Source organism: Algoriphagus persicinus (assembly GCF_035156415.1).
In the GTDB taxonomy this organism is placed as follows: domain Bacteria; phylum Bacteroidota; class Bacteroidia; order Cytophagales; family Cyclobacteriaceae; genus Algoriphagus; species Algoriphagus persicinus.
Window position 1 is genome coordinate 1 of sequence record NZ_JAYEEY010000010.1, and the last position, 26,484, is coordinate 26,484.

General features: G+C 41.4%; 27 protein-coding genes and 1 riboswitch. Of the genes, 16 read left to right on the plus strand and 11 right to left on the minus strand.

Annotation, left to right across the window (positions count from 1 at the left end):
- A partial coding sequence (locus U3A58_RS09215; RefSeq protein ID WP_323823129.1) for a DUF4249 family protein occupies window positions 1-713 on the minus strand: 713 nt, incomplete at its 3' end.
- A gap of 1 nt (window position 714) precedes the next feature.
- Window positions 715-3,117, minus strand: a complete 2,403-nt coding sequence (locus U3A58_RS09220) for a TonB-dependent receptor (RefSeq protein WP_323823130.1) — start codon at window positions 3,115-3,117, stop codon at window positions 715-717.
- A 143-nt stretch (window positions 3,118-3,260) separates the two neighbouring features.
- Here U3A58_RS09220 and U3A58_RS09225 point away from each other — a divergent pair, with 143 nt between their 5' ends.
- From U3A58_RS09225 to dprA, 14 genes are all read left to right on the plus strand, one after another.
- Entirely contained in the window at window positions 3,261-4,226 is a 966-nt protein-coding gene (locus tag U3A58_RS09225) for a VWA domain-containing protein (protein WP_323823131.1), read from the plus strand.
- Window positions 4,227-4,871: a hypothetical protein gene (locus U3A58_RS09230; protein WP_323823132.1), complete on the plus strand. Its 645-nt coding sequence runs from the start codon at window positions 4,227-4,229 to the stop codon at window positions 4,869-4,871.
- Window positions 4,861-5,481, plus strand: coding sequence for a hypothetical protein (locus U3A58_RS09235; RefSeq protein WP_323823133.1), 621 nt, complete (start codon window positions 4,861-4,863; stop codon window positions 5,479-5,481). Before U3A58_RS09230 ends, U3A58_RS09235 begins: the two co-directional genes overlap by 11 nt.
- Window positions 5,482-5,576: 95 nt before the next feature.
- Window positions 5,577-6,755 (plus strand): acetyl-CoA C-acyltransferase, encoded by a 1,179-nt coding sequence (locus U3A58_RS09240; RefSeq protein ID WP_323823273.1) that lies wholly within the window; start codon window positions 5,577-5,579, stop codon window positions 6,753-6,755.
- A 54-nt stretch (window positions 6,756-6,809) separates the two neighbouring features.
- Window positions 6,810-7,901 (plus strand): toxin-antitoxin system YwqK family antitoxin, encoded by a 1,092-nt coding sequence (locus U3A58_RS09245; RefSeq protein WP_323823134.1) that lies wholly within the window; start codon window positions 6,810-6,812, stop codon window positions 7,899-7,901.
- A gap of 59 nt (window positions 7,902-7,960) precedes the next feature.
- Complete coding sequence (locus U3A58_RS09250) at window positions 7,961-8,899, plus strand: phosphoribosylaminoimidazolesuccinocarboxamide synthase (RefSeq protein ID WP_323823135.1); 939 nt, start codon at window positions 7,961-7,963, stop codon at window positions 8,897-8,899.
- A gap of 20 nt (window positions 8,900-8,919) precedes the next feature.
- Window positions 8,920-9,306: an STAS domain-containing protein gene (locus U3A58_RS09255; RefSeq protein WP_323823136.1), complete on the plus strand. Its 387-nt coding sequence runs from the start codon at window positions 8,920-8,922 to the stop codon at window positions 9,304-9,306.
- Window positions 9,303-10,220 (plus strand): ribonuclease Z, encoded by a 918-nt coding sequence (locus U3A58_RS09260; RefSeq protein ID WP_323823137.1) that lies wholly within the window; start codon window positions 9,303-9,305, stop codon window positions 10,218-10,220. The genes U3A58_RS09255 and U3A58_RS09260 overlap by 4 nt, the downstream gene beginning before the upstream one ends.
- Window positions 10,217-11,008 (plus strand): queuosine precursor transporter, encoded by a 792-nt coding sequence (locus tag U3A58_RS09265; RefSeq protein ID WP_323823138.1) that lies wholly within the window; start codon window positions 10,217-10,219, stop codon window positions 11,006-11,008. The genes U3A58_RS09260 and U3A58_RS09265 overlap by 4 nt, the downstream gene beginning before the upstream one ends.
- A gap of 40 nt (window positions 11,009-11,048) precedes the next feature.
- On the plus strand, window positions 11,049-11,264 hold the full coding sequence (locus tag U3A58_RS09270; RefSeq protein ID WP_323823139.1) for a hypothetical protein: 216 nt from the start codon (window positions 11,049-11,051) through the stop codon (window positions 11,262-11,264).
- 253 nt (window positions 11,265-11,517) lie between these two features.
- The gene (locus U3A58_RS09275) at window positions 11,518-13,275 is read left to right on the plus strand and encodes a DEAD/DEAH box helicase (RefSeq protein WP_323823140.1); all 1,758 of its coding nucleotides are present in this window, start codon (window positions 11,518-11,520) and stop codon (window positions 13,273-13,275) included.
- Between the two features lie 78 nt (window positions 13,276-13,353).
- Window positions 13,354-14,058 (plus strand): 16S rRNA (uracil(1498)-N(3))-methyltransferase, encoded by a 705-nt coding sequence (locus U3A58_RS09280; protein ID WP_323823141.1) that lies wholly within the window; start codon window positions 13,354-13,356, stop codon window positions 14,056-14,058.
- Window positions 14,059-14,146: 88 nt separating this feature from the next.
- Window positions 14,147-14,500: a MerR family transcriptional regulator gene (locus U3A58_RS09285; protein WP_323823142.1), complete on the plus strand. Its 354-nt coding sequence runs from the start codon at window positions 14,147-14,149 to the stop codon at window positions 14,498-14,500.
- A complete protein-coding gene (gene dprA, locus U3A58_RS09290) occupies window positions 14,481-15,599 on the plus strand; it encodes a DNA-processing protein DprA (protein ID WP_323823143.1) in 1,119 nt (372 codons plus the stop codon). The genes U3A58_RS09285 and dprA overlap by 20 nt, the downstream gene beginning before the upstream one ends.
- 12 nt (window positions 15,600-15,611) lie before the next feature.
- Here dprA and U3A58_RS09295 read toward each other — a convergent pair whose 3' ends face one another.
- On the minus strand, window positions 15,612-16,463 hold the full coding sequence (locus U3A58_RS09295) for a beta/alpha barrel domain-containing protein (RefSeq protein WP_323823144.1): 852 nt from the start codon (window positions 16,461-16,463) through the stop codon (window positions 15,612-15,614).
- 340 nt (window positions 16,464-16,803) lie between these two features.
- Between U3A58_RS09295 and U3A58_RS09300 the strand changes: the two genes are divergently transcribed.
- Window positions 16,804-17,325 carry a hypothetical protein gene (locus tag U3A58_RS09300; protein WP_323823145.1) on the plus strand — a complete coding sequence of 174 codons (522 nt, stop codon included), beginning with the start codon at window positions 16,804-16,806 and terminating at the stop codon, window positions 17,323-17,325.
- Window positions 17,326-17,397: 72 nt separating this feature from the next.
- Here the strand turns inward: U3A58_RS09300 and metF are convergent, their stop codons facing one another.
- The 6 genes from metF to U3A58_RS09330 form a co-directional block, all read right to left on the minus strand.
- Complete coding sequence (metF, locus tag U3A58_RS09305; RefSeq protein ID WP_323823146.1) at window positions 17,398-18,351, minus strand: methylenetetrahydrofolate reductase [NAD(P)H]; 954 nt, start codon at window positions 18,349-18,351, stop codon at window positions 17,398-17,400.
- A 4-nt stretch (window positions 18,352-18,355) separates the two neighbouring features.
- Window positions 18,356-18,481, minus strand: a complete 126-nt coding sequence (locus U3A58_RS09310) for a hypothetical protein (RefSeq protein ID WP_323823147.1) — start codon at window positions 18,479-18,481, stop codon at window positions 18,356-18,358.
- Window positions 18,482-18,489: 8 nt separating this feature from the next.
- Window positions 18,490-21,168 (minus strand): methionine synthase, encoded by a 2,679-nt coding sequence (gene metH / locus U3A58_RS09315; RefSeq protein WP_323823148.1) that lies wholly within the window; start codon window positions 21,166-21,168, stop codon window positions 18,490-18,492.
- Between the two features lie 22 nt (window positions 21,169-21,190).
- On the minus strand, window positions 21,191-22,243 hold the full coding sequence (locus U3A58_RS09320; protein WP_323823149.1) for a homocysteine S-methyltransferase family protein: 1,053 nt from the start codon (window positions 22,241-22,243) through the stop codon (window positions 21,191-21,193).
- 64 nt (window positions 22,244-22,307) lie between these two features.
- Window positions 22,308-22,406: riboswitch (SAM riboswitch) on the minus strand.
- A 90-nt stretch (window positions 22,407-22,496) separates the two neighbouring features.
- A complete protein-coding gene (locus U3A58_RS09325; protein WP_323823150.1) occupies window positions 22,497-23,813 on the minus strand; it encodes a hypothetical protein in 1,317 nt (438 codons plus the stop codon).
- 68 nt (window positions 23,814-23,881) lie between these two features.
- Complete coding sequence (locus U3A58_RS09330) at window positions 23,882-24,373, minus strand: response regulator (protein WP_323823151.1); 492 nt, start codon at window positions 24,371-24,373, stop codon at window positions 23,882-23,884.
- A 232-nt stretch (window positions 24,374-24,605) separates the two neighbouring features.
- Between U3A58_RS09330 and U3A58_RS09335 the strand changes: the two genes are divergently transcribed.
- Window positions 24,606-24,926, plus strand: a complete 321-nt coding sequence (locus tag U3A58_RS09335; RefSeq protein WP_323823152.1) for a YbjQ family protein — start codon at window positions 24,606-24,608, stop codon at window positions 24,924-24,926.
- Window positions 24,927-24,944: 18 nt separating this feature from the next.
- On the opposite strand, the gene U3A58_RS09340 is transcribed toward U3A58_RS09335, so the two are convergent.
- Both U3A58_RS09340 and U3A58_RS09345 read right to left on the minus strand, forming a co-directional pair.
- Window positions 24,945-25,187 carry a (2Fe-2S) ferredoxin domain-containing protein gene (locus U3A58_RS09340; RefSeq protein ID WP_323823153.1) on the minus strand — a complete coding sequence of 81 codons (243 nt, stop codon included), beginning with the start codon at window positions 25,185-25,187 and terminating at the stop codon, window positions 24,945-24,947.
- Entirely contained in the window at window positions 25,187-26,440 is a 1,254-nt protein-coding gene (locus U3A58_RS09345) for a DUF819 family protein (protein WP_323823154.1), read from the minus strand. Before U3A58_RS09345 ends, U3A58_RS09340 begins: the two co-directional genes overlap by 1 nt.
- Between the last annotated feature and the right edge of the window lie 44 nt (window positions 26,441-26,484).

Genomic DNA, 26,484 nt, shown 5'->3' on the forward strand with positions numbered 1-26,484 from the left:
GAGAATAGTCCTCCATCATTATATAGCAAGTTGACCAATTGAGAGAGGTACATGAAAGAGCTCTCATTCATTCTGAAGAGTTCAAGTCTGACCTTATCTCCTTCGTCGAAAGAATAATTCAACTCCAGACCCTCTTCAAAAAATCTTAAGCCGAATGTATCATCGAACAGCAAATAATCTTCGCGGTCATTCTTCAGTGTATCGTTTTCTATCACTCGGATTCTATAATAATTATTTTCTTCAAATGGGATTTCACCATACACTTTTATATAATATCCTTCATCCCGAAAGAGACGATCTTCTTGATATTGATAGGTAACGCTATCGACTGTAGGGGGAGCTAGTAGCGTTCCTGAAGACCTGTACTCATTATTATTCCAAACTACATGTAATTGATAAGTCTCTCCCACCTTTGCTACTTCCCCAGAATAAAGCGGCAGATAACTCTGGGATATCTCATTGAATAAAAAAGGTAGTTTTAATGTACTGCTTGGACTGCTAATAAAAACCTGTGCATCAGACACTACCTTGGTCTCTACCAAATCAAAATAATTTCTTGCCAGCGAAATATTTACTTCATTGTAGTAAGAATCATTAGTCCAAATGGCTTCGATTATCGGTACTTCTCCGTCGATGGTGGCCAATGGAAGGTTTACTTCTTCTTGGCAAGAAAAAGCCGCTATTCCTAAAATCACAATCCAAACTCTCCTCATATCAAAACTGGAAATTATAGGTGATCGATGGTAAAAAGGTAAATAAATAGGTCATTACTATACCCTGCTTAGTTGACACTACCGGTCCATCCTCACGACCATCGTATCGGAAATTGTCATTATAAATCTCTCTGAATTCATAGGCAAAAGGATTTTTTCTTCCATATAAATTATAAACTGAGAAGTTCCAGCTCCCTTTCCATTTTCTTCCTTTATCGGCATTTTTCCAAGTGATGGAGGCATCCATTCTATGATAATCCGGAAAACGATCCTCATTTCTATAAGCTGAATACAACGGGACAGATTGATAATCCAGGTCATACACTCCAATAGGAAATGAAACGGCCTGCCCTGTAGTGTAAATAAACGTCAGGCCCGCAGACCACGACGGGGAAAATTCATGATTGATAACTAGGGTAATATCATGTGGCCTGTCGAATCTCGGATTGTATTTCTGTCCCAAAGAAATATCAGGAATCTTCCTCCAAGTTCTGGAATAGGTATATGCCAGCCAACCCGTCGTTTTACCGATATTTTTTCTCAGCAAAAACTCCGCTCCATAAGCCCAGCCATTTCCAGTGAGAAGTTCAGTCTCTACATTATCCGTAAATAATACCTGGGCTCCATTGCGCAGATCGATTACATTTCTTAGATCTTTGTAGTATCCTTCTACAGAAAATTCCCAGCGGTTTTCATTGAAATTACGAAATAGCCCAAGTGAAATCTGATCAGATCGTATCGGAGGCACATAAGTTCCTGCCAGAATCCAGCGATCTATCGGCAATCCTGCCGAGCTATTTGATGCTATTTGCACATATTGAAAATTGCGGTTGTATGCAGCTTTCACCGAAAACTCATCGTTGATCAAATATCGGAAAGCTATTCTTGGCTCTAGTCCCTGATAAAACTTCATATTTTCAAGCATTTTGTATCTCACCGTATCTATGATCGGACTATCCGGACCTACTTCGTTGCTTTCATAGATGTAGTTGACACCTTTCCCTATTTGATTGAAAAAACCCCATCGAAGTCCGACTTCAGTGCTGAGTTTGGGGGTGATAGCGTAAGTGATACCTGCAAAAGCACTATTGAGTAAACCGTTCTTTGGATTAGTCAGGATTGACCCTATACTGCTGTTCTCCGCAGGGTTCAATGCTATTGGGGCAAAATGATACAACTGACTTTGAAAACCCCAATAGCTTTGGATTTTATCATTTTTAAGAAATGTCCATTGCCCCTTTACGCCTGTTTCAGAAAGTCTGTTTTTCCATTCAAAACCCGTATCAGGATCATCGAATTCTACACGGTAATTATAGCGTGAATGATACCCTTGTAAATCGAAAAACAACTTCTCAGAAATATTCCTACTCCATTGAGTTGAGGAAATCCAATTTGTCCATCCCAATCCAAATTGATCATCAAGACCAAGAAAATCGCTGCCCTGATAGCTGGATACTGTCAGTTTATCTCTTTCACTTAGAATAAAAGCTAATTTTCCGCTTAAATCATGAAAATTAAGTTTGTTGTTTTTAATGTCTTGGTCATTTGAAAGTTTCAAAAACACATCTGCATAAGTCCTTCTTCCAGATATTACAAAGGTGGACTTATCAGAAAAAAGTGGCCCGTCTAGTGTCAATCGCGACGAAATAGTACCTATTCCTCCTTCTCCGTGAATCTGTTCCTTATTTCCTTCCCGCAAAGTCACATCAATCAGAGAGGATAGTCTCCCTCCAAAAGAAGCTGGCATATTACCTTTGTAAAGCTCCACTTGATCCAGCGCATCGGGATTAAATACTGAAAAGAATCCAAAAAAGTGAGAAGCATTGTAAATAGGTGCGCCGTCCAATTGCACCAAATTCTGATCTGCCGAACCACCACGCACAAACAATCCGGTAGTCCCCTCCCCCGCTGTCTGCACTCCTGGCAGCAATTGCAGACTCCGGAGCAAATCTACTTCACCAAAAAGAGCTGGAATGTTTTTAATAGTTGCGATTGGAATAGTCGCCTTGCCTGTTTCCATATTTCTGACTTGCTCATCAGGTCTCCTCTCCCGGATGATTATTTCATCGAGAGACATTTCTTCGGGTTTGAGGAAAAATCGTTGGGATTTTTCCAGATCTTTCACGGTGATGACACGTGTGGAAGTTTTAAAGCCTATAAAAGAAACTACAATCCGGGTAGGCAAGGAGTTGATTTTTATCTGAAAAAAACCATTGACCCCTGATACGACTCCTGAAGAAACTTCATTTTCCCAATAAACACTAGCCCCTTCAAGTGGTGATGAGTTGCTTACATCAAGCACTTCCGCAGTAAAAACGTTGGTTTCCTGTGCATTAACCTCAGAAAATGTCAAAACAAAAAGCGATAGTAGTATGAATTTACTCAGATTGGCAAGTGGCCTCATGCTTCAATTATTAGAATACTGAACCTAAAGCTAGACGATTCCAAAAAATTAATGTTTGTTAATAATGAAGAAGATTTGAATTTAGCCCCACCACTTATCGAATTCACCCTTTTAAAGTAATCTTTATTTTATAATTTCAAGCTATGATTTGGGCTTATCCGGATGTAAAACTCACCCTATTGCTAGCCGGTATTTTCGGTTTGCTGTACTTTATTTATCTATTTCGCTACTGGAAGATCAACCGTAAGCTTATCGTAGAGAAGCGAAGGCTATTCACCAAGATGGTCATCAGAACTAGCTATTTTGTGTTATTCCTGATTGCCTTTGCCGGCCCTTCCATCGGCACATCGATGAAGGAAATCCAGGAAGAAGGTAAAGATATCTTCATCGCAGTGGATCTATCCCAGTCGATGAATGCTACCGATATTGGCCCTAGCCGACTGCAGCGTATCAAGTTTGAATTGAAAAACTTAACCAAAAGTTTTCCTTCCGATAGAATAGGCCTGATTATTTTCAGTTCCGAAGCTTTCATGCAGTGCCCGCTTACTTTTGATCAAAGCGTACTTCAATTATACATAGATGGGCTGAATACAGGTTTGGTTCCTAATTTTGGCACCGACCTCAATAGCCCGCTGAGGATGGCTGAAGAACGATTTATGAATGATGAAAGCCCAGAGGTGAAGTCCAAAACAATTATCCTGATTTCTGACGGAGAAAATTTCGGAGATGATCTTGATGATATTGGCTCTCGCTTGAATAGTGAAGGAATAAAAGTCTTTTCCTTAGGAATTGGGACGGTGGGTGGCAGTAGCATCCCCAGAGGGAACGGTTTGGTAATAGATCCTCAAACCGGCAAACCTGCACAAACGATCCTTGACCGTGTGCCTCTTCAGCAGATTGCTGTCGAAACTAATGGACAGTACTTTGAGATTTCTGATGAAGTTCAAGAAATCGGGGATTTAACAGCTGCATTAGAGCGAGTAGAAGGCGGAGTCACAGGGTCCAGAGTAGTGGAGGCTTCCGCAAATAAATATTTTTATTTCCTATTGGCAGGTCTAGTCCTCTCTTTGCTGGACATGATGTTGCCAATTAAAACTATCAAATTATAAATGAGCTGGAGTAAGCTAACCTTAGCAATTTTCCTTTTGATTCCCGCATCTTGGACTCGGGTTTCCAGGTTGAATACAGCCATTGACTTGGCAGCAGAAAGCTACGCCAAAGCTGAATATGAGCAGTCTATCACGAATCATCAGCTTCTAATTGACGAATTTGGATATGCTTCTCCGGAGCTGGATTACAATCTCGGATTGAGTAATCAATATGCAGAGAAAGTAGATGAAGCCAGTGGTTTTTACGACAAAGCTTCAATTGCTCCAAATAAGGTGCTTTCTTCCTTTGCTTTTAATCAAGGAGGAGTGATTTTGGGAAATAAAAAGGAATATGAACCAGCGCTGAGCAAATTCAAATCCGCGCTGATCCAAGATCCTACTAATGAAGTCGCCAGATACAATTATGAAATGCTGGCAAGGTGGTTGCAACGGGATGAGGAGCGCAAAAAAGAAGATCAAAACAAACCTGAACCATCTGACTTTGCGAAGCGAAAAAAAGCAGAGGCAGACCGGATGGTGGAACAATTCCGCTTCAAAAATGCGTTGAACCTTATGAATGAAGCTATGCAACAAGACGAAACAGTTGCTGCTTATCAAGATTTTATCACGAGCCTACAAGAAATCACAGAGATCGATGAGAAATAAATTTCTATTACTTGTGGCATTTGCTTTCAGCCTAAGCTTATCCTACAGCATAGCCCAAACCTCCGGCGAATACTTCAATCGTGCGGCTCGCTCCTATGTCAAAACTGAAAAGGACCAGGCCTTAGCCACTGTGAATGATGGATTGTCCAAATTCCCTTCAGATGCAAAGCTTCAAGCATTAAAAGAAAAGCTCGAAAAAGAACAAGAGGAGCAGGATAAGCAGAACCAAGAGAAGCAAGACCAGCAGAACCAGGAGGAAAAACAGCAGCAGGAAGATCAGGAAAGCCAGGGAGAAGATGGTGAACAGCAAGAATCCAAGGAAGATGGCGAGAAAACCAATGAAGACAAAGCCAAAGAATCCCAAGCTGGAGATCCATCAGAGCAAAGTGACGATAAGCCAGGAGAAAATGCAAACGATCAGATGGATGCCAATCTAGCTGACAAGCAAAAAGCCATGGAAGAATTTAAAGAAAAGCTGAAGGCTATGAATCTCACTCCTGAGCAAGCTGCTCAAATCCTAGAAAGCATGAATGCTGCCGAGTTACGCTACATTCAGCAAAACAAGAAAAAGGCGACAGAGAGACCTAAGAGAGGTATTCCTGATTGGTGAAAATGTCGGATGCTGGATGTTAGATGACCGATGAACCATCTACACCGGGCATCCTACATCGGTCACCTAACAGCAACAAAACCCAACTAATCATGATCAAAGAAGTATATATCGTTTCAGCCATAAGAACTCCTTTGGGAAGTTTTGGTGGTAAATTAGCTGGGCTGACAGCAGTTGAGTTAGGAAGTATTGCCATTAAAGGTGCCTTAGAGAAATCAGGTGTGAAATCAGAAGCAGTTCAGGAAGTTTTTATGGGGAATGTGATTTCCGCAAATCTCGGACAAGCGCCTGCCAGGCAAGCATCGATTGGTGCTGGAATCGGCTACAATGTTCCCTGTACGACTGTCAATAAAGTTTGTGCTTCCGGCATGAAAGCGGTGATGTTTGGTGCTCAGTCCATCATGCTAGGCATCAATGAGGTAGTAGTGACAGGGGGAATGGAAAGCATGTCAAATTCACCTTTCTATGTACCTAAAGCGAGATTTGGCTACAAATATGGAAATGCTGAATTTGTGGATGGCCTGGTAAAAGACGGGCTTTTCGAAGCGTATTATAAATTCCCGATGGGAAACTGCGCAGACAACACTGCCAAGGAAATGAACCTCAGCCGTGAAGAGCAAGATGCGTATGCCATTCAGTCTTACCAGAGATCCGCAGACTCATGGGCAAAGGGCTATTTCAAAGATGAGGTGGTGCCGGTAGAAATGAAAGGCAGAAAAGGCGAAACTATTGTCATAGACGAAGATGAGGAATACAAAAATGTAATGTTTGATAAGATTTCTTCACTTAGACCTGTATTTGATAAGGAGGGAACTGTCACAGCAGCCAATGCCTCTACGATGAATGACGGAGCTTCCGCTTTGGTGTTAGTTAGCAAAGAAAAAGCAGAGGAACTGGGACTTAAGCCACTGGCGAAAATCAGAGGCTTTGCCGATGCCGCTACCGATCCACTTTGGTTCACCACGGCTCCTGCCTTGGCTATCCCAAAGGCGATCAAGCATGCAGGATTAACTGCTGAGGACATAGACTTTTACGAAATCAATGAAGCCTTTGCAGCCGTAGCATTAGCCAATCTTAAGGAATTGAACTTGGACAACAACAAAGTCAACGTCTTCGGTGGAGCAGTCTCTTTGGGACATCCACTTGGCGCTTCAGGAGCCAGAATTATCAGTACGCTGAACTCAGTATTGCATCAGAAAAACGGCGCCATAGGTGTTGCCGGAATATGCAACGGGGGAGGTGGCGCTTCTGCGCTGGTTATTGAGAAAATGTAATTTTCAACCATTATTTAACCACAAGATTTTTTGTCTTGTGGTTTCTTTTTACCCATGTATAAAACACTCCTTCTTATCGCGATTGCGTCCAGCATACTTGCCAATATTACATTGGCTCAGGATACTGTACGCACCTATTATGATGAGGAAGAAACCCTTATCAAGGAATTGTACTTCACAGTGAACGGCATAGCAAATGGTGAAATTAAGCGATTTGACGAAGAAGGTAAGCTAGTTCAGATTGGTCAATTGAAAAATGAACAAAGATACGGGCTGTTTATCGATTTGAATCCAGATACCGGTGATACGGTGAGGATAATCCCATTTGTGGATAATGTCAGGTCAGGACAATCGAAAAGCTTTTACCCTGATGGAAAGCTAAAACAGATTTCTACCTACCAGGATAATAAAATTGAAGGTCACGTGATTAGCTATTTTGAATCTGGGCAGATTAGTGACCAAACCAATTTCAAAAACAATAAACCTGATGGCCTAAGCGAATCCTTTTATGAATCGGGAAAGCAAGCGTCCAACGTGTATTTTTCAGAAGGTAGATACGATGGGCTTTTTGAAGAATTTTCCGAAAACGGGCAGCTCATCGTCTCAGCTACTTATGATGAAGGAGAATTGGATGGGCGGGAAACGCAATATTATGAGGACGGACAAGTGCTATCTAAGATTGATTATTCTAAAGGGCTGTTGGATGGGATCTATGAACTGAACTATCCTGATGGATCTCCTGAGCGAAGGGGGATTTATAAAAAGGGATATGAGGAAGGTGCATTGATTTCATATCACCAAAATGGGACTGTGAGAGAGAAATCCTTGTTCAAAAAAGGTATTCCTGTGCAGCCAACAGAGAAATATTACGCATCCGGAAATATCGAGCAGAAAAAGTCCTTTGATAAACTGGGAAATCCTGTTTTGGAAATAAATTATTTTGAAAATGGCCAAGTTCACTTCGCCGTCAATTACTTCAACAAGGAGCTTCAAGGTGAGATGAGAATTTACAGAGAAGATGGTTCATTGGAGGAAATCAGACGTTTTCAAGCTGGAAAACTACAGGGTAAACGTGAGTATTTTGATGAAAATGGAGGCCTCGTGATTATGGAAACCTACGAAAACGGAAACAAAACCAATAAATAATAGATCCGGGAAGAGAAGAAAGGCAAAGCTTTTTCTATTTTTGCCCAAACAATAAAAGGATGAGTAACGCAATCAAAGAAACCCATTTTCGATTTCCCGGACAGCAGGAATTTTACAAAGGTAAAGTTCGTGATGTTTATATGTTTGACAAAGAATTGGTTGTAGTTGCATCTGACAGAATCTCAGCCTTCGATGTAGTGTTACCCCGCCCAATTCCATACAAAGGGCAGGTTCTGAATCAAATCGCTGCCAAATTCCTGGCAGCCACTGCTGACATTGTACCGAATTGGGTAACTTCTATTCCTGACCCCAATGTCACGATTGGTATCCGTTGCGAGCCAATCAAGGTAGAAATGGTCATACGCGGGTATATGTCAGGACATGCTGCCAGAGAATATAAAGCTGGTAAGCGAATCATCTGCGGGGTAGCGATGCCTGAGCATATGCGCGAAAATGATCCTTTTCCTGAGCCACTTATCACTCCTACTACCAAAGCCGACGAAGGGCACGACGAGGATATTTCCAGAGAAGAAATCCTGAAGCAGGGAATAGTAAGCGAAGCAGATTATACACAACTGGAAAAGTACACCCGGGAATTATTCCAGCGAGGTCAGTCCATGGCCAATGAAATGGGGCTGATTCTGGTGGATACTAAATATGAATTTGGAAAAGTCGGCGATCAGATTCTCCTGATCGACGAAATACATACACCTGATTCTTCTCGCTATTTCTATGCCGATGGCTACACGGAAAATCAAGAAAAAGGTATTTCGCAGAAACAACTTTCAAAGGAATTTGTGAGGCAATGGTTAATTTCGAATGGTTTTCAAGGTAAGGATGGACAATCTGTACCTGAAATGACAGACGAAATTGTAGAAAGCATCTCTGATCGCTATATTGAGCTCTTCGAAAAAATAACTGGAGAAAAATTCCATAAAGCAAACACAACAGAAATTGAGTCTAGAATTGAAAAGGCAATTCTTTCACATTTAGGCTAAAAGAACAATCAAATCATACTATGAAATATTCAATTGATAAAAAAGAACAGTACGTCATCTTCACTCCACAGGAAGAAAAATTGGATTCTTTACTTGCTCCGGTTTTAAAATCTGAATTCTTGACAATTCACGCTGAAGGCTTCGAAAATCTTGTTCTGGACATGAGCGAAGTGAAATATGTAGATTCATCCGGACTAAGCGCATTGCTAGTTGGCGATCGGGAATTTACTAAAAACGGTGGTGTTTTTATCATCTCCAGTGTTCAGGATCATGTGATGAAACTGTTGAAAATCTCTATGCTTGACAAAAAACTTAACTTGGTTAGCTCCCTTGAAGAAGCAAGTGAAGCCATCTTCATGCATGCAATAGAAAGCGGAGAAGAAGAAGAAGAGGAGGAGGAAGGTTGAAACCAGACTTTGAAGTCACCATATTAGGAAACACTTCCTCCATCCCCGTGCATGGAAGACATCATACTGCCCAGGTCGTTAGATTTGGGCAGGATTTTTTACTGATCGACTGTGGAGAAGCCATGCAGCTCCAGGCACACGCTTTCAAGATCAAAGTCTCCAAGATCAATCGTATTTTCATTTCCCATCTACATGGGGATCATTACCTAGGGCTGGTAGGATTGCTCTCAAGCTACAATCTAGGGAAGCGAACCACTCCCCTGACTATTTTCGGACCGAAAGGACTAGATGAGATAATTACGACCAATTTTAGATTTAGCAACACCAAGCTACACTATCCACTGAACTTTGTGGAAACAAAGGATGATGGACTGTATTTGATATTGGAAGACAGCCTCTACGATGTGTTTAGTTTTCCACTCAAACACAGACTTCCTACCACTGGTTTTTTGATTCGAGAGAAAGCTGGACTTCGAAGTATGATCAAGGAAAAGCTACAGCAAGCTCCTATTCCATTCGCAGCAATTCAGGCTTTGCGCTCAGGAGAAAATTTTAGGGACGATCAGGGCAATCTTTTCAAGGTCAAAGATTACACCTATCCTCTACCTCCTTTACGGACATATGGCTATTGTTCCGACACGGTTTTCAATCCTGATTTAAAACACTATCTGAAAAATGTAGATTTACTTTATCACGAATCTACATTTATGGAAGACAATAAGGAGCGGGCTGCCATGACATTTCATAGCACAGCTATGCAGGCAGCTGAAGTGGCCAAAGTCAGTAAGGTCAAAAAGCTATTGCTTGGCCATTTTTCGTCAAGATATGTGCATTTGGAACCACTGCTTGATGAAGCGAAGAGTGTATTTCCAGCTAGTATATTGAGTGAGGAAGGTCAGACTTATGCCATATGAACAAGACCCAAAACTCCAGAAAGACTAATCTTTTCATCATACTGGGAAGCATCTTTCTGACCAATGCAATTTTGGCAGAAATCATTGGAGTTAAGATTTTTTCTGCTGAGAAAACTCTTGGTTTTGATCCTGTCAATTGGACTTTTTTCAAAGAGTATCTATTGGATTTCAACCTGACTGCCGGCGCGATTATCTGGCCCGTTGTGTTCATCACCACCGACATTATCAATGAATATTTTGGTAAAAAAGGGGTGAAGAAAATCTCTTTTATTACAGCCGGATTGATTGCCTATGCATTTATCGTAATCAGCTTAGTCACGGTCTTAACACCGGCAGATTTCTGGTTGGATGTGAATGCTACAACTCCTGATGGAGAGCGTTTTAATATCAGCTATGCCTTCAATACCATCTTCCGCCAGGGATTGGGTATTATTATCGGTTCACTTACAGCATTTCTCCTAGGTCAACTGATCGATGTCTATGTGTTCCAAAAGCTGAGAGCTATCACCGGAGAAAACAAGATTTGGCTCAGAGCCACTGGATCTACTTTAGTCAGCCAGTTCATCGATTCATTTGTGGTACTGGGTATCGCTTTTTATGTGTTTGGAAACTGGAGTATCAGCCAAATCATCGCGGTAGGAATAATGAATTACCTCTACAAAATGACGGTTGCGATCATTCTTACTCCTCTCCTATACCTTGCTCATGGTATTATTGACCGATACTTGGGAAATGAACTTGCTGAGAAAATGACCGTGGAAGCGAGTGAGAATACATCGTTTTTATGAGATAGGATTGAAAGTTGCTTCGATTAAAAACTTTTCTAACATGAAATCGATAAAGCCAGCTTTATCAATAGCTTACTTAAAGCAATCTTTGAAAAGACTATCTAAGGAAGAAAAGAAGGCGCTATATTTTTCCATGGAAAAGGAACTAGCGAATGATAAAGTAGAAGATCCCATATCTAAGTATTTAATATCAGAAAAATCATTGTCCAAAGATTGGCTCTTGAAGGAAGAAGATGAACAGTGGAGAAATTTATAAAATCTCAATACATTCAATAGATTCCCCTGAAAAAAACCTTCCCTCCTAGCCATACCAAATATTTTTCGTCAAAATCCTCCGTTATCTCACGATTATTCTAAATACTTTTGGAAGCAGTTTGGTATTCCAAAATAATAATCCTACTTTTGTGCCGTCAATAAGACAAAGAACAATTTTTCGTGCCGTGAATTCCTTACTGTCGCTTGTCGGGATATTTATTAGGACCGAATGGCAGGGAAATTAAGGAAACATCATGGATCAAACACTCAAGTTCTCAGACTTGGGAATTTCTTCAGAAATTCTTAAGTCAGTGGAAGAGATGGGCTATACCCAACCTTCCCCAATTCAAATTCAAACAATCCCTTTTATCCTACAAGGTAGAGATGTCATAGGACAGGCTCAAACCGGTACAGGTAAAACTGCTGCTTTTGGTATTCCAATCATCGATTTGGTGGATGCTGATTTAAACAAGCCGCAAGCAATCATTCTATGCCCTACCCGCGAACTTGCTGTTCAGGTAGAAGGCGAAATCCAAAAACTTGCCAGGTATCACAGAGCAATCAATTCTGTAGCTATCTACGGTGGAGAATCTATTGATCGTCAGATCAGAGTTCTCCGTAAAGGCGTTCAGATCGTCGTAGGTACTCCAGGCCGTGTACAAGATCACATCAACCGTGGCACATTGAAGCTTGACTCTGTCGGCATCATAGTTTTGGATGAGGCTGATGAGATGCTAGATATGGGTTTCAGAGATGATATCGAGGCGATTCTTAAGGAAATGCCACAGGAAAGACAGACAGTATTCTTCTCTGCTACTATGGCCAAGCCAATTATGGATTTGACTAGAAAGTATCAGACAAATCCTGAAATTGTTAAAATTGACAAAAAGGAACTTACTGTTTCTAACATCGAGCAAACATTCTACGAAGTCAAAAATCCATTGAAACTGGAATTGATGGCTCGTCTGATGAACGTCCACAACATCAACCTAAGCGTAGTATTCTGTAACACTAAGAGAATGGTAGATGAGGTGACTGAAGGCTTGATCGCTAGAGGAATATCTGCTGATGCACTTCATGGTGATCTTTCTCAAGCTCAGCGTGATAAAGTAATGGGCAAATTCCGTAAGGGACATTGCAAAGTATTGGTAGCGACTGATGTGGCAGCAAGAGGTATTGACGTGGATAATGTGGAAGCCGTATTCAATTTCGACCTTCCATTAGACGAAGAATATTATGTACACAGAATCGGACGTACTGGCCGTGCAGGCAAAAGCGGTAAAGCAATCAGCTTTGTGACTGGCAGAAGAGATAGCTTCAAGATGAGAGATTTGGAAAGATATACCAAAGCTACTATCACCAAGATGTCCCCTCCTTCCGCTACGGAATTGATCGAATTGAAAAAAGCAAAATTCGTAAAAGACGTAACTGAACAAGTACAGAAAGAAGAAGACAATCAAATCTTCGAAGCAACTATCGGACAGATGCTTGCTGAAGGACTTACACTTGATCAAGTTGCAGTGGGTTTGATCAAACTAGTAATGGGTTCTTCCATTAAAGAAATGGCTGATCAGAACTTTAGCATAGACGCATCCGGTGGAGACAGAAGAAGAGAAGGTGGACGTGACGGCGGAAGAAGTGAGCGTTTCGGAAGAGGCGAACGCAGTGAAAGAGGAGGAAGAAATGAAAGAGGCGGTGAGAGAAGAAGAGAATTTGGAAGCCGTGAAGCTGGCTCCAGAGATGGTGGTAAAAGACCCGAAAGAGCTCGCGAAGCGAACATGACCCGTCTATTCTTAAATCTTGGTGCAAAAGATAGGATCCGTCCAAATGATATCGTAGGTGCAATCGCAGGTGAAACCGGTGTACCAGGACGTAGCATTGGCGGAATTGATATCTATGACAATTTCTCTTTCGTGGATGTTCCTTCCAAAGACGCTGATCAAGTGATCAACGGAATGAAGAACAACACCATCAAGGGCAAAAGTGTCAGCATGGAAGTTTCAAAAGGTTAATAGTTTAAAAGGTTTATACTGTACTAAAGCACATTTCCTCGGGAAATGTGCTTTTTTTGTGTCTAAGTAAATTTACCTATGCAGCTCTTTTTTCAAGAAAACATAACCCCTCCCCATATTGCTCTTGAGCCAGATGAATCCAAACATCTCTGTAGAGTGCTGCGCAAAAAGCAGGGAGATCATGTCTTCGTCACAAATGGACAAGGGACTCTATTTGAATGTGTACTACTCGATGCTAATCCAAAAAAGACTAGTCTCAAAGTTATTTACACCACCAAAGTAGAAGAGGATAATTTCCACATCCATCTAGCCATTGCTCCTACCAAAAGCCCAGACAGAATGGAGTGGATGGTGGAGAAAATCACAGAAATTGGCTTTCATGAACTTACGCTTTTGGAAACCACGAACTCTGAAAGAAGTTATCTGAAGACTGATCGGTTGGAAAAAAAAATAATATCTGCCTGCAAGCAAAGCCTCAAGTATCAAATCCCCAGTCTTCATTCCATTTCAAAGCTGAATGAAATTTTAGAAGCCGAAGAATTTGAAGATTATCAGAAATTCATCGCCTACGTGGATCAAAACCATAAGCATCATTTGTTTGACTGTGCCGAACCCAAAGGAAAATACCTCATTTTAATTGGCCCAGAAGGTGATTTTGATCCAATAGAAATTCAGAAAGCATTTCAGGCAGGTTTTAAACCTGTGTCGCTTGGTACAGCCAGACTCCGCACGGAGACCGCTGGACTTGCTGCAGTTCAGATGCTGCAAACACTAAACCGATAAATTAATCGCTTTTTTCTTAATGAGTTAAAGTTCTTCTTGAAGAAACTATTGCATTTTCATTAATTTAGAGTCAAAGACAATTTTTACCGTGCCGTACAAAGAGCGAGAAATAGAAAAGAAATATCATTCCATCGGAGAAGTAGCGCAGATGTTCAAAGTTGCGCCTTCGCTGATTCGATATTGGGAAGGTGAGTTTGATATAATCCGTCCTAAAAAAGATAGAAAAGGCAATCGCCGCTACACCAAGATCGATATCCAGAAGATCAAATACATCTATCATCTGGTAAAGGAAAAAGGATATACCCTACAGGGAGCCCAGGAGGTAATTAAAGCTGGTAAAGAACAGGGATTTGATAAAGTTCAGGCGGTACAAAGGCTCCAAGAAATCAAAGATTTTTTAATAAATATCCGGGACGAATTCAATGCAAAATCAAGCTCATGAAGATTTACGATATCATCTAGCATTAGCTCTAGCTCCAAAAATAGGCCCCGGAGTCTTTAAAGCTATAGTCGCTTATTCAGGATCAGCAGTCCATTTTTTTAAACTACCCAAAGGTAAAGTTGCCAAGACTCCAAAAGTGGGAGATAAACTCTTATCACTTCGAAATCAAGAAAATGAATTGCTTCGTGCAGCCGACGGGCTGATCAATGAATGTGAAAAAAAACATTATCAAATTCTCACCCCACTTCACCCTGATTTCCCACATCGTTTTAAAATGCAGGAAGATAGTCCTGTGGTGATTTTCGCACAAGGCAACAGCAAGTTAAATTTTGATCGCACAGTGGGAATAGTGGGTACTCGAAGTGCCACTTCGTATGGAAAATCCGCTACTCGGAAGATTATAGAGGATCTGCTGGTTTATCAACCAGCCATTATTTCTGGCCTAGCCTACGGAATAGACATTGAGGCTCACCGCGCAGCGCTAGCTGTGGGGTTGCCCACTATAGCAGTTCTCGGATCTCCCATCGGTCATATATACCCTGCTGTTCATAAGAAAACGGCAGAAGCAATTATGGAATCCGGCGCATTGCTCAGTGAATATGCACCGGGCAGCCCGATGGTTCCAGGTAATTTCCCAGCCCGAAACCGAATAATTGCCAGCCTCTCTGACGCACTCATCGTGGTGGAAGCCGCCGAAAAAGGAGGAGCTTTAATCACCGCAGAGATTGCATACAGCTACGATAAGGATGTTTTTGCCGTTCCCGGAAATCTACAATCTCAGTATAGCGAAGGCTGTAATTTGCTGATCAAAAAGATGAAAGCGAATATCTACACGGGTCCTAATGACGTAGCAGAAGCGCTTTTCTGGAGCAAACCCGGAGAAATCAAAATGCAGAAACCTAAAATTGACTTGACAAACCGTGATGACGAAGAACAGCAGATTTTGAAGCTATTGATGGACAATGGTGAGATGGAAATTGACTCCCTAAGTCTAACTACAGAAATCCCGCTTGGACTTCTTTCTTCTAAACTTTTATCATTGGAATTTGAAGGAATTGTCAAGTCACTTCCGGGGAAAAAATATAGAATACTGATCTAGGATGACGCAAGACTAAGGGTTAAACACAAAATTTGCCAGCTTCATAGCCTCAGTGAATTCTGCTTTATTGAGTTTTAGGTCAAAACCTACTGATTCCAAGGTTTCAATCATCACCTCTGTTGCCATATTTCCCACTAGCTCATCATTCGCCATTGGGCAACCACCAAAGCCTTTCAGCGCACTATCAAATCTTCTGCAACCTGCCTTAGCTCCAGCTTTTATTTTTGCCGCAATAGCTTCTGGTTTGCTATGCAGATGTGCACCGAATTCTATGTGGGGAAAGGCTGATATCTGAAGTTTTAACAAACTTTCGATCAATACCACATCAGCCACACCTACAGTATCTGATAAGGAGATTATCTTTACCCCCAGCTGATCCAGCTTTTCTACTAAGCCTGCTACCAATTCCGGTGAATAAGGATCTCCATAGGGATTACCAAAGCCCATACTCAGGTAAGTGACCAAGGTTTTGCCCTTTACTTCACAAAGGTTCTGAATCTCCTCTACAGTACCTAAAGCTTGCTTGATGCTGGCATTTGTATTTCTCTTCTGAAAAGTCTCTGAGACGGAAAGCGGAAAACCTAAATAATCAATCTCAGGAAAGTCCATAGCATCTTCTGCACCTCGCACATTGGCAACTATTGCCAAAAGCTTGCTCTTAGCATGGTGCAAATCCAATAAACTCAGTACCTCAGCCGTATCACGCATTTGAGGAATTGCCTTTGGACTCACAAAACTCCCAAAATCAATGGTATCAAATCCAACCTCCAATAATTGATTGATATACGCAGCTTTGATAGCTGTATCAATAAACTCAGGCATTCCCTGCATCGCATCCCGTGGACATTCTATCAATTTAATCATGGCTCAAGTTACCAAAGATCAGCTACTCTCTTACTGATATGCCAAAGGAAGTGGGTTTCTTGATGTTGAAATCAGTCTCCCTTTATTCTACGGAAATCACTGACACCTATATACAAAATGTATAGAGAATGGAGTAGTTGGGCAATAATTCTCATAAACTGGGGAATATGACAAATACAAGCAAATCAACAAGCCCGGAGAAAACCAAGGAATAGAGCGAATAAAAGCACTTTTCAGAATCCTTTCTTAGGCTAACGAAAGCTTGGAAACAGTATTGCAGCTGCTTCTATAGAATTAACCATCAACAACCTTAAGTAATAATATCAAACCAATAGATAAAATGAAAACTAAAGCAACCCTAATTATCGGAGCAGCAGTAGTAGCAATGTATTCATGTGATACCAAAAACTACACGGAAGCTGATCGTGTACAAGCCACCGAGAACCTTGAAAATTACGTGGACAGCGTAGAAACTGCTGTCAAGATTATACCGGTTCATAACTGGTCAATAATCGACGAACGGTATGACAGTTTAGATTCCAGGGCTGAGAAAGTCTATAATGACCTAAAAGCGGACGATGATAATCTTGAAATGATTGAAGAACGCTATGAAACCGTGGTAAAAAATGCCAAGTCAGAAGCTGAAAACTTCGAGAGAACCGCCAACATGCACATGGGAAATGTGGAGACTTGGTGGGAGAAAATGGCTGAAAACATGGAATCTGGAACCAAAACCACCACTGAAGAACTTGAAGAATCTACTCAAGAAAGTATGGATTGGCTGGAGAAAAACTTCGACAAACTAGGTGATGAGACCAAGAAGAAATATGAGGAAATCACCATAAAACTTAATAAAGACTAAAAACTACCAATCAAGCAAAAGCCTTTTGAATTAACTTTCAAAAGGCTTTTTTGTCATCAAATAACGCTTAATCTAAAATATTTCCTTAGCAATCTTGTATGTAGTTTCAGCTTTACTCATCGTATAGAAATGCAAGGAAGGCACCTTCCTATTCACAAGTTCCTTGCACTGCTGAATAGACCACTCTACCCCCACTTGCTTGACTTCAGCATTGGTTTGGCACTTTTCCAATTCATCCATCAGCGGATCAGGCAAGGACAAAAAGAAAGTTCGTGGAAGCATGGTGATTTGTCCAATAGTGGTAATCGGCTTGATCCCAGGAATAATAGGAACCATAATTCCAGCGGCTCGAACTTGGTCTACAAATTCAAAGTATTTCTCATTGTCAAAAAACATTTGAGTCACGATATACTCAGCTCCTTTGTCAACTTTTTCTTTTAAATATTTCAGATCAAACCTCATAGAAGGTGCTTCAAAATGCTTCTCAGGATAACCCGCTACTCCTACACAAAAATCAGTTTGGAATCCTATTTCGGTTTCCTCATGCAGGTATCTCCCTTGATTCATTTTTAATATCTGCTCTACTAGTTCACTGGCGAAGCCATGACCTTCAGTTTCTGGGACAAACTTTCCTTCAGTCTTTGGCGCATCTCCACGTAGCGCAAGCACATTTTCTACTCCTATGAAGTTTAGATCAATAAGTGCGTTCTCTGTTTCTTCTTTGGTAAAGCCCCCACACAGCAAATGTGGGACAGCATCAATGTGAAAGCGATTCATAATGGCAGCACAGATGCCCACCGTTCCCGGGCGTTTTTTAGTGCTGATTTTCTGCAGCAATCCATTGGGATGCTTCTTATAGATATACTCTTCTCTGTGATAAGTCACATCCACAAATGGTGGCTTGAAATCCATCAGAGGAGCGATTCCCTCCAGCAATTCTTTCAGGCTTTGGCCCTTCAGCGGAGGTAATATTTCAAAGGAGAATACCGTGTTTTTGGCATTCGCTAGGTGTTCTGTTATTTTCATCTGTTTATATTTTTCTTTCAAAGGTCATAACCTGTCCCGTGACTAAGGAAACGGGATAGACTATTCCGAACTCGATTCGGGAGAATCTCGCATGATTGATAATCATCACGCTCTGTGTCGCCTTCGACATACTTGATTTTATGAAATAGGTTCTACTAGAGTTAAATTAGGTTGATAGGCTAGGTTCGGTGAGAGCAAACGCTCCGCATCTTTGAGAGCTATTCCTTTTCGCTCTGCATAGCTGGCCACTTGATCCTCTCCTATTTTGCCAAGTCCAAAATATTTACTCTCTGGATGACCGAAGAAATATCCGGAAACTGATGATGTGGGATACATCGCAAAGCTGGATGTCAATTCGATTCCAATTTCCTTCTCCATATCTAGCAGCTTGGAGATCGTCATCTTTTCTGAGTGCTCAGGGCAAGCAGGATAGCCCGGGGCAGGACGGATTCCTGGATATTCTTCTCTGATCAAAGAATCATTTTTTAGATTTTCATCTTTAGAGTAACCCCAATATTCCTTTCTCACCTGTTCATGGATGTACTCAGCAGCAGCCTCAGCCAGCCTGTCTGCGATAGATTTGAACATAATATCATTGAAATCATCACCATCTTTCTGGAATTCAGCCAATTTGGTTTCCATTCCTATACCTGATGTCACTGCAAAGCATCCCATATAGTCTGTCTGCGTAGGATGTAAATAATCAGCCAATGAACGGTTAGGTACACCTCTACCTTTTTTACCTTGCTGGCGCAAAAAGTGAAAAGTTCCTGCTTGATTTCCGTCCACATCAAATACTGCTGCATCATCATCGTTTCTTCGTACTGGATAAAGGCCAAAAACGGCATTCGCAGAAAGCCACTTTTCAGCAATAGCCTTATCCAGCATTTCATTCGCTTCATCAAAGACTTTCTTGGCTTCGACTCCGACTATAGGATCCGAGAAAATCTTGGGGAATTTCCCACTTAGCATCCAGGTACTAAAGAATGGAGTCCAATCGATGTACTTGCGGACTAAGTTCAAATCCAACTCTTTCAGCACTGTTCTGCCAAGTTTCTTAGGAACTACAGGCAGATATGAACTCCAATCAATCTCAACTGGATTGCCTTTGGCTTGCTCGTAGGTTACTAATTGTTTGAGTGATTGTTTTGCCTCATGCTCTACTCTAAGTTGCTTATAGATTTCTTTGTATTTCAGTCTATAAGCCTCCTTAGTTTCTTCAGAGATCGCTTCTCCAGCGATAGGAACAGATTTGCTTGCATCCATTACATGGATTACTGTCCCGCTATAAACAGGATCGATTTTTACGGCAGTATGAATCCTGGATGTGGTAGCACCTCCGATTAGCAAAGGAATCTTGATTCCTTGTCGCTCCATCTCAGAGGCCACATTCACCATTTCATCCAAGGAAGGCGTGATCAAACCACTCAGTCCGATGATATCCACTTTATTCTTTACAGCTTCATCTATTATCTTCTGAGCATCCACCATCACGCCCAAATCTATGATTTGATAGCTATTACAGGCCAAAACCACACCCACGATATTCTTTCCTATATCGTGCACATCGCCTTTTACAGTGGCCAAAAGGATTTTTTTCAAAGAAGATTCTTCTTCACCTTCTTTGGGCAGTGGCATAAATGGTTCCAAATAAGCAACTGCCTTTTTCATCACGCGGGCAGATTTCACCACCTGAGGCAGGAACATTTTCCCCTCGCCAAAAAGATCACCTACCACATTCATCCCATCCATCAATGGCCCTTCTATTACCTTGAGCGGATTTTTAAGTTCTATTCTCGCTTCTTCAGTATCTTCTACGATAAAATCCAAAATTCCCTTCACCAAGGCATGTTCCATACGCTTAGATACCGGGTCAGAACGCCAAGCTTCGTTTACTACATCCTTCTTATCTGCCGATTTTACCGTCTCTGCAAACTCAAGCATACGCTCGGTAGCATCTTCCCTTCGATCAAAAAGCACATCTTCTACTCGATCAAGCAAGTCCTTGGGAATATCGTCGTAGATCTCCAACATAGTTGGATTCACGATTCCCATGTCCATTCCGCTCTTGATCGCATGGTAGAGAAATGCCGCGTGCATTGCTTCTCTCACCGGGTTATTGCCCCGGAAAGAAAAGCTGACATTACTCACGCCTCCACTCACCTTGGCACCAGAGAGATTTGCTTTGATCCATTTGGTAGCATTAAAGAAATCCAACGCATTTTTTCTATGCTCATCCATTCCCGTAGCTACTGGGAAGATATTCGGGTCAAAAATGATATCCTGAGGATTAAACTTCACTTGATCTACCAGCAGTCTATAGCTTCTCTCACAGATCTCTATTCGTCTCTCGTACGTATCAGCCTGTCCATCTTCATCAAAAGCCATCACCACCACAGCAGCACCAAATTTCTTGACAGTTTTGGCTTGCTGGATAAATTCCTCCTCTCCGTTTTTCAACGAGATAGAATTCACTATTCCTTTTCCCTGTACGCATTTCAATCCAGCTACAATGATCTTCCATTTGGAACTATCAATCATAATCGGGATTCGAGAAATCTCCGGCTCTGAAGCAATAAGATTCAGGAATTTGACCATAGCAAATTCACCATCAAGCATTCCTTCGTCCATGCAGACATCCAGCACCTGCGCACCGCCTCTTACTTGATCCAATGCTACTTCCAGTGCTTCATCGTAGTTCCCATTCAATATCAATCTGGCAAACTTCTTCGAACCGGTGATATTGGTCCGCTCGCCTACATTGACAAAATTGATTTCCGGGGTAAAAACCAGAGGCTCTAAGCCCGATAGTTTCATGTAATTAATTCTTATCATCTTCTCAGTCCAACGTTTCTTCTAATTCTTCTTCTTGTAATTTTCTAGGCTGAAAATTGGCAGCCATATTTGCTAAGGCCGAAATATGCTCAGGAGTGGTTCCGCAGCAACCTCCCAGGATGTTTAGCATTCCTTCTTTCAAAAAGTCTCTCACTTGATCTGCCATTTCATTGGCTCCCTGATCGTACTGGCCAAATTCATTCGGCAAGCCTGCATTAGGATAAGCACTTACGAAGAAGGGGGCTTTATTTGCAAGTACTTTCAAATAGGGTCTTAATTCTTTGGCTCCCAAAGCACAATTCAATCCAACTGAAAGCAATGGTACATGAGATATTGAAATCAAAAATGCTTCCGTGGTCTGTCCTGAAAGTGTGCGTCCGGAAGCATCCGTGATTGTCCCGGAAATCATGATTGGAATTCCACCCTCTTTGGGGTCTAATGGAATATTTCTTTCCTCATATACATCTTGAATAGCATATAATGCTGCTTTAGCATTCAGTGTATCAAAAATCGTTTCTACCAAAATTATATCAACTCCACCATCTAGCAGGCCTCGAACTTGCTCAGCATAAGCTTCTGCCAGCTGATCAAAAGTTACCGCACGGTACCCTGGATCATTTACATCAGGTGAAAGCGAGGCTGTCCTATTTGTTGGGCCTATAGCTCCAGCGACGAAGCGGGGTTTCTTAGGATTTTTGGTAGTGAATTCGTTAGCCACCTCCCTCGCTAGTTTCGCAGATTCTATATTAATAGTATATGCCAAATGAGAGAGCTCATAATCTGCTTGAGCAATGTTAGTAGCAGAGAAAGTGTTGGTTTCAATAATATCTGCTCCTGCTTTGAAGTATTCTGCATGAATATCCTTGATGATCTGAGGCTTACTCAAAGACAACAGGTCATTGTTTCCCTTGAGTGATTTAGGATGTGAGGCTAGTTCGGGAGTTCGAAAATCCTCCTCAGTCAATGTATATCGTTGAATCATGGTACCCATGGCTCCATCGAGTATCAAAATTCGCTGAGAAAGTTGTTGAAGTAGGGATTCCGTTCTGTTTTGCATACTTTTTTTTTTGATTCAAAAAGCTTGTCGAGCAAAACACGGAGAAAAGTACCAAGTACTTGTCCGCTCATCTGTTCCCGATGAATCGGGATGGGAGTTAGCACCTTGGCTACAGGTTGCTAAGACGTCATTGGGCCCTTCCCTCAGTCTTTCTCGATAAGCTGCCCAAAGTTAATACCATTTTGATAATAAAACAGGAGATTTACCTAAAAGGACACACTAAAAGTAGAGTTAGATTGACTAAAGGACAAAATCATGGCCTCACGCCTACTCCAAAACTCAGATAAGGTCCCCCAATATAATTTGCCATACCAAAATCCCCAAGGTTGTAATTTGCCAAGGGGAGTTCATATCCTGCTGCCGCAGTAAATACAAGGTCAAAAAGTTTACGTTTTGTCATTGGAAAGCCATATTCTACAAAGACTTCTGGTTTTAGCATTAACCCACTGTTTTTCATATACCCGTCAAATTCACGCTGCTCAAATAGCTCTGGAAAATCAGGTTTTCCATTTTTCGTAAGAGTATATCGAATATTGCCAAAGCCAAGACCTGCTAATGCTCCCAATCCAAAATTTCTATATTCAATCAAATTGAATCCCATATTCCCGAAAACTCTTAAGCTATTTAAAGCGTGCTCTTTTTCAGTAGTTGCATTTCCGCTGATGGCAAGATTATAGAGCTCTGCACCATAAAGTAACCGCTCCGTATTCCCTAAAATCCTCAAGCCCCAGTTGGACGGAGTCCCATTGAGTGGATTGAGACCGGCAGCTTTCAACTTTGCATTGAATTCTTTGGCAGTAGTGAAGTGAATACCTCGAATCAACGAAATACTGATGCTGGCGTCTTTGTAGAAGAAATTTCGATCAGGAAGTGAAATCCCAGCGCCTACTCTTACAAATGCTCCGTTTTGGGCGTTGTCAAAGGATATTCCATTCATATTCCATTTCCCTTCCAGCGGACTGAAGGCATAGCCCAATTTGGTTATAAGCTGCAGTGCCTCAGATCTACCGGGCAGGTCCAAATCATAACTCAACTGAAAGCCAATTTCTGTTAGGAAATTACCATAATGGAATGTTCCCTTTTGTATATCCTTTTTCCTAAGTATAAAACCCTGCTCTGGATTCGCCAAAAAAGCATCTAATTCATCAGGTTGGTCTGAGGGTAGCATTTGAAAGTTGAGAAAACCAACGCCTAATGACATGTAATGTATCAGCTGAAAGCGGGATTCTTCTGTGAATGAGTAGCCAATATTTAACAAGGCCCTTGAAGTCCTGTATCTCATCCTAAAATCATCTAACTCACTAACTCCGCCTCTATTATGGAATATATCCATCCCAAGTACAAAATCGTTGATTCTAGCCTGATAGCCCAACCCTATGGTATGGTACCTATTTCTTAGTCCTGACAAGCCTCTGCTATCCAGTATTTTGTCAAATTGATTGAGTTTTCCTCCTGAAGTGCCCATGAGCGCATAGAAGGAAGAGCGTTTGGTGACTAATTGCTGTCCATGCGATTTAGCTATACTAAAAAAGATGAATAACAGGACGATGTATCTACTAAAAAGGGGCATTGAATGGTCGATTTGAACTAAGCTGGGGAAACCCTCAGCTTCTAGGCAAAATTAATGCTAAACCGATATCAGCGGAGATCTTTTGACTTAAGATATTGAGTTAATTTCTCATATAAACCTTCCGGAGTGAAGGGCTTTTCTATAAAATCGTCAATCTCAAATTTTCCCATCTCCTCCTTAATCTCTTGATAAGAAGTAGCAGAAAGAACTAGTATGGGAATCTGACTTTTGTTAGAATCCTTGTTCGCACGAATGACTTTGGCTACCGAAAACCCATCAAGTACAGGCATCTGAATATCCAAGAGTATGATATCAAATTCACCTCGATCAAACTCATCAAGTGCCTCTTGTCCATCCGAAGCAATTACTAATTTGCCTACCTGCCATTTTCTGAGGAATTTCTTGATCAGGATCTGGTTTACCAGGTTATCTTCTGCCACCAAGATTGATGCATCCTGCAAGGATTTTTCCTTGTATTCTAATTGCTGAGTATGATCAAAACTATTTCTTTCCACACTTATAAATATCAAAGTAAACTCGAAGATATTCCCTTTATTCAAAGTTATCCAAAAGTTAATTTTCGAACCATGAAGTTCAATTAATCTTCTTACAATAGCTAATTCAAGTCAAGCAACTTAAAATTTTTAAGGTATCAAATCATTACTAAGTCACATTCCAAGTAGCTCCTTGAAAGGCCCAAAGAAGTAATACGAATTTTCGCGCAAACCTTTTACCCTATATATTCGTGAATTCGGACAGCAATATTTATTTTAAAACTAACAACATATCACGATGATAGTAACTACCACAAATTCACTTGACGGCTACACCGTAGAGCAATACCTAGGAATTGTTTCAGGAGAAACTATAATTGGTGCCAACGTTTTTAAAGACTTTTTCGCGAGCATCACCGACATTGTAGGTGGTCGTTCATCCGCTTATGAGCGGGTTTTGCGAGAAGCAAAAGCAACTGCAATGTCTGAGATGGAAATGCAGGCTAGAGCTTTTGGAGCAAATGCGATAATCGGCATTGACCTGGATTATGAAACTATCCGTGATGGAATGCTGATGGTCACAGCAAGTGGCACTGCTGTGAAAGTGCTGAAAAACTAAAATATAAGTCCTGGGATTTCAGGACTTTTTTATTTGCACTAAGATTGTTTCGGCTGATGCCTTTTTACAAAAATGGTCTCCGACGATTACATTTGGAGCTGTCTTGCACATATCCATACACTTGGTTTTGATGAATTTACAACTCCCTTTGAGTGCTGCTTCATCAGTCATCCCTTTCAGTTCTTTGTATAACTTCTTGGCTCCTTGTTTTTTACAATCGGAACCATTACATATAAAAACTAATTTCCTGGTATGTTTCATTATCCTACTGAAATAGCCTGCATCATCAATCCACAAAGATAAGCACCATACGTACCTGCAGCATACCCAAGCACAGCCAATAGCACACCAACAGGCGCCAGTGATGCATCGAAAGCTGCCGCGACAATAGGGGCAGATGCGGCGCCTCCTATATTAGCCTGAGATCCTACTGCTACGTAGAAGAATGGCGCTTTGATTACAAAGGCGACGATAAGCATGATGATGATATGAAAAATCATCCATACAATACCGACAACAAATAAAAGAGGATTGTCCAATACAGCCCCGAGATCCATTTGCATGCCTATTGTCGCCACGAGCACATAAAGTAATACACTGCCCATACGCGAGGCTCCTGCTCCTTCTAGTTTTCTTACCCTGGTGAAGGACAATAAAAGTCCCGCAGTAGTGGCTATGACGACAATCCAGAAAAAAGCTGAATCTAAAGAATATTGCCTCAGATCAGGGTAATTCTCCCCTATGTAGGGAGCTAAGTAATCTGCTATCAAATGAGCTAAACCAGTCACACCAAATCCAACTCCTAGAATAATCATGGTATCCGACAGCGTCGGGATTATCATGATGCCTCTCCTGAATTCTTCAATTTTATCCCGAAGCTCATAGATTCTGCTGCTATCGGCTTTGAACAGTTTGTCTATCTTTTCGGGCTTTGCTGCCCAATATAACAATACTGCCATCCATAGATTTGCCACCAGCACATCCACCGCAATCATCTGACTAAACAATGCTGGACTAGGGCCAAATACTTCCAACATGGCAGTCTGATTAGCTCCACCCCCGATCCAAGAACCTGCAATAGTAGCTAAACCTCTCCAGACTTCATCGGGTCCACTCCCTCCTAATAAATCAGGAAACAAAGTACCAACCGTCAGTAAAGCCATCGGTCCGCCCAGCATGATCCCAATGGTACCCGCCAAAAACATAGTGAGTGCCTTAGGCCCTAGTTTCAAAATCCCCTTGATGTCAATACTGATCGTAAATAGAACCAATGAAGCCGGAAGCAAATACCTACTTGCTACCTGATACAATGAGGAACTTTCGCCTGAAATCAGCCCAAAAGAATTTGCAAGTGCTGGTATGAAATAGCAAAGCAGGACAGTAGGAACTACTCCATAGAACTTCTTCCAAAAAGGTTTATCACTAGCTGAAGTAGCAAAAATTATAGCCAGAATGGCCATAAGCAATCCAAAAACTACAGCGTCATTCGTAAGCAGGGGAGTATTTTCTTCCATTATATCTGGGTAATTGACTGCAACAATACCAACAATTGTCCAAA

What these genes read in the sequence shown, in the direction of transcription:
- U3A58_RS09220 (WP_323823130.1), bottom strand. Translation starts at nt 3,117, where the DNA reads ATGAGGCCACTTGCCAATCTGAGTAAATTCATACTACTATCGCTTTTT.
- U3A58_RS09225 (WP_323823131.1), top strand. Translation starts at nt 3,261, where the DNA reads ATGATTTGGGCTTATCCGGATGTAAAACTCACCCTATTGCTAGCCGGT.
- U3A58_RS09230 (WP_323823132.1), top strand. Translation starts at nt 4,227, where the DNA reads ATGAGCTGGAGTAAGCTAACCTTAGCAATTTTCCTTTTGATTCCCGCA.
- U3A58_RS09235 (WP_323823133.1), top strand. Translation starts at nt 4,861, where the DNA reads ATGAGAAATAAATTTCTATTACTTGTGGCATTTGCTTTCAGCCTAAGC.
- U3A58_RS09245 (WP_323823134.1), top strand. Translation starts at nt 6,810, where the DNA reads ATGTATAAAACACTCCTTCTTATCGCGATTGCGTCCAGCATACTTGCC.
- U3A58_RS09250 (WP_323823135.1), top strand. Translation starts at nt 7,961, where the DNA reads ATGAGTAACGCAATCAAAGAAACCCATTTTCGATTTCCCGGACAGCAG.
- U3A58_RS09255 (WP_323823136.1), top strand. Translation starts at nt 8,920, where the DNA reads ATGAAATATTCAATTGATAAAAAAGAACAGTACGTCATCTTCACTCCA.
- U3A58_RS09265 (WP_323823138.1), top strand. Translation starts at nt 10,217, where the DNA reads ATGAACAAGACCCAAAACTCCAGAAAGACTAATCTTTTCATCATACTG.
- U3A58_RS09270 (WP_323823139.1), top strand. Translation starts at nt 11,049, where the DNA reads ATGAAATCGATAAAGCCAGCTTTATCAATAGCTTACTTAAAGCAATCT.
- U3A58_RS09275 (WP_323823140.1), top strand. Translation starts at nt 11,518, where the DNA reads ATGGATCAAACACTCAAGTTCTCAGACTTGGGAATTTCTTCAGAAATT.
- U3A58_RS09280 (WP_323823141.1), top strand. Translation starts at nt 13,354, where the DNA reads ATGCAGCTCTTTTTTCAAGAAAACATAACCCCTCCCCATATTGCTCTT.
- dprA (WP_323823143.1), top strand. Translation starts at nt 14,481, where the DNA reads ATGCAAAATCAAGCTCATGAAGATTTACGATATCATCTAGCATTAGCT.
- U3A58_RS09295 (WP_323823144.1), bottom strand. Translation starts at nt 16,463, where the DNA reads ATGATTAAATTGATAGAATGTCCACGGGATGCGATGCAGGGAATGCCT.
- U3A58_RS09300 (WP_323823145.1), top strand. Translation starts at nt 16,804, where the DNA reads ATGAAAACTAAAGCAACCCTAATTATCGGAGCAGCAGTAGTAGCAATG.
- metF (WP_323823146.1), bottom strand. Translation starts at nt 18,351, where the DNA reads ATGAAAATAACAGAACACCTAGCGAATGCCAAAAACACGGTATTCTCC.
- U3A58_RS09310 (WP_323823147.1), bottom strand. Translation starts at nt 18,481, where the DNA reads ATGTCGAAGGCGACACAGAGCGTGATGATTATCAATCATGCGAGATTC.
- metH (WP_323823148.1), bottom strand. Translation starts at nt 21,168, where the DNA reads ATGAAACTATCGGGCTTAGAGCCTCTGGTTTTTACCCCGGAAATCAAT.
- U3A58_RS09320 (WP_323823149.1), bottom strand. Translation starts at nt 22,243, where the DNA reads ATGCAAAACAGAACGGAATCCCTACTTCAACAACTTTCTCAGCGAATT.
- U3A58_RS09325 (WP_323823150.1), bottom strand. Translation starts at nt 23,813, where the DNA reads ATGCCCCTTTTTAGTAGATACATCGTCCTGTTATTCATCTTTTTTAGT.
- U3A58_RS09335 (WP_323823152.1), top strand. Translation starts at nt 24,606, where the DNA reads ATGATAGTAACTACCACAAATTCACTTGACGGCTACACCGTAGAGCAA.
- U3A58_RS09340 (WP_323823153.1), bottom strand. Translation starts at nt 25,187, where the DNA reads ATGAAACATACCAGGAAATTAGTTTTTATATGTAATGGTTCCGATTGT.
- U3A58_RS09345 (WP_323823154.1), bottom strand. Translation starts at nt 26,440, where the DNA reads ATGGAAGAAAATACTCCCCTGCTTACGAATGACGCTGTAGTTTTTGGA.